Source organism: Gordonia cholesterolivorans, assembly GCF_039531975.1.
Lineage (GTDB): Bacteria > Actinomycetota > Actinomycetes > Mycobacteriales > Mycobacteriaceae > Gordonia > Gordonia sihwensis.
The window spans coordinates 1-1,820 of record NZ_BAAARB010000050.1 but is presented as its reverse complement, the minus strand read 5'-3'; the positions used below and the strand labels follow the sequence as shown (position 1 = coordinate 1,820).

Annotated in this window: 2 protein-coding genes and 1 pseudogene; all 3 read right to left on the bottom strand. The window is 63.4% G+C overall.

Annotated elements, in window-relative coordinates; genetic code table 11:
- Positions 1 to 149 precede the first annotated feature (149 nt).
- The gene (locus tag ABFX36_RS18825) at positions 150 to 905 is read right to left on the bottom strand and encodes an ATP-binding protein (protein WP_003937311.1); all 756 of its coding nucleotides are present in this window, start codon (positions 903 to 905) and stop codon (positions 150 to 152) included.
- On the bottom strand, positions 902 to 1,240 hold the full coding sequence (locus tag ABFX36_RS18820) for a hypothetical protein (protein WP_008382042.1): 339 nt from the start codon (positions 1,238 to 1,240) through the stop codon (positions 902 to 904). Before ABFX36_RS18820 ends, ABFX36_RS18825 begins: the two co-directional genes overlap by 4 nt.
- A gap of 60 nt (positions 1,241 to 1,300) precedes the next feature.
- Positions 1,301 to 1,690: pseudogene (locus tag ABFX36_RS18815) on the bottom strand (ATP-binding protein); the annotation flags it as partial.
- Between the last annotated feature and the right edge of the window lie 130 nt (positions 1,691 to 1,820).

Sequence of the window (1,820 nt, the reverse complement as noted above, 5' to 3'; positions counted from 1 at the left end):
CACCAGAAAGGTGCTCCTTGCCCTGCTTGTGATTGTCGTTTCGCAACAACAATTATTGCAGCTCAGAGCACCTTTCTTCATGAAAACGGCAGGTCAGGCGAATTCAGCGATGAAAGCCCGAGGCTAGCTTGCCCGACCGCGGCGCCCAACTATCGGCTGTCCGCCAGATGTCGGCGCATGTTCGGCCCGTCCAGGGCGATGATCTCGGCGCCGGCGACGATCCGGTTGAGGATCGATTCGGCGATGACCGCGTCCTGGAGCGACTTGTACCAGTCCGGCGGATCGAACTGCGAGGTCACCAGAGTCGAACCTCGACCTTCACGAGCGGCCAGGATGTTGAGCAACTCGGCCGCGGTGTGCGCAGCCACCGGCGTCGTCAGGAAGTCATCCAGGACCAGCAGGTCACAGTTGTGCAGATCCGTCAGGAAATCCAACCGCCGCTGCGAGGTCGGTTCCAACACGGCGAGCCGGTTGGCCAGATCGTCGAGCCGGAAGAACCTCGCGCTGTAGTACTTTCGGCACGCGGCATTGAGCAGTGCCAGAGCCACATAGGTCTTGCCCACGCTGGACTGACCGAGCACGACAAGATTGCGGGTCGACTCGATCCATTGACAGCTGGAAAGCCGTGCGATTAGCTCCCGATTGAGGTTGCGGTCAGCCAGATAACGGATCTCTTCTACGCAGGCATCAGGGTTTGGCGTTCTGGAGGCCTTGAGTAGTTTCTGGGTCCGACGTTCCTGTCTGGCCGTGATCTCCTTATCCAGCGCGTGGAAGATCTTCTGGGAGAAGGTCCACTCGTCGCAGGCGGGATCGTTGGCCAGCTCGATGACGGTCTGCCCGAACGCGGTCATACGCAGCTGCGTGAACAACGGCATGTCCGCGTCGGTGAGGTGACGATCGATCACTTGGCCCCTCCCTCATCCGTCAAGTCGGCTCCGGTGGCTCCGGTCAAGGCAGAAAGGCTGAACTGCTCGGGCCCGGCCAGATGCGCCCCGGTGGTGTCGCGCTGTCCCGCCGGTGGCGCTACCGACGCAGCAGTCGCTGGTTCCGCCGCGGTGGTCGGTCGTGCGGCGGCCTGGGCCCGCAGCGCCGCCAGGCGTTGCTTGACCGCGGTGTAGGAGATCGCCCGTCGGGTCTGTTCGGAGACAAGTTGCCCGCAAGCCCGCTCGAGGAGTTGTTTGTCGCTCTTCCCCAGGGCGAGGATGTTCTGGCACGAGCGGTAGCCCTGGGCCTCTGTCAACGGCCAGTTTGATGTCCCCGCTGGTGGCCAGGTAAAAGTCCCCACCCTGTGCGGGATGTTCTAGGTGGGTGGTACCTCCGTTCGGTGTGTCATGCGGTAGGAATCGCCGTCGGTGATGACGATGGTGGCGTGGTGTAGGAGCCGGTCGAGGATGCTGGCGGCGGTGGTGTGTTCGGGCAGGAATCGTCCCCATTGTTCGAAGGGCCAGTGACTGGCGATCGCGAGGGAGCGGCGTTCGTAGGCGCCGGCGACGAGCCGGAACAGCAGTTGGGTGCCGGTGTCGTCGAGCGGGGCGAATCCGATCTCGTCGAGGATGAGCAGGTCTTGGCGTAGCAGGGTGTCGATGGTTTTGCCGACGGTGTTGTCAGCCAGTCCGCGATACAGGGTCTCCACGAGGTCGGCGGCGGTGAAGTACCGCACTTTGTGCCCGGCGTGCACTGCGGCGATCCCCAGCCTGAAGCGCCCTGGGTTTCGTTCCGTGGTTACACGGTCGCGGGCGCGGTCGTCGTGGTGTGAGTGTAGGTCGCTTCGACGTTCGCCGGGGTGCGGTAGCCGAGAGCTTCGTGGAGCCGGGAGGTGT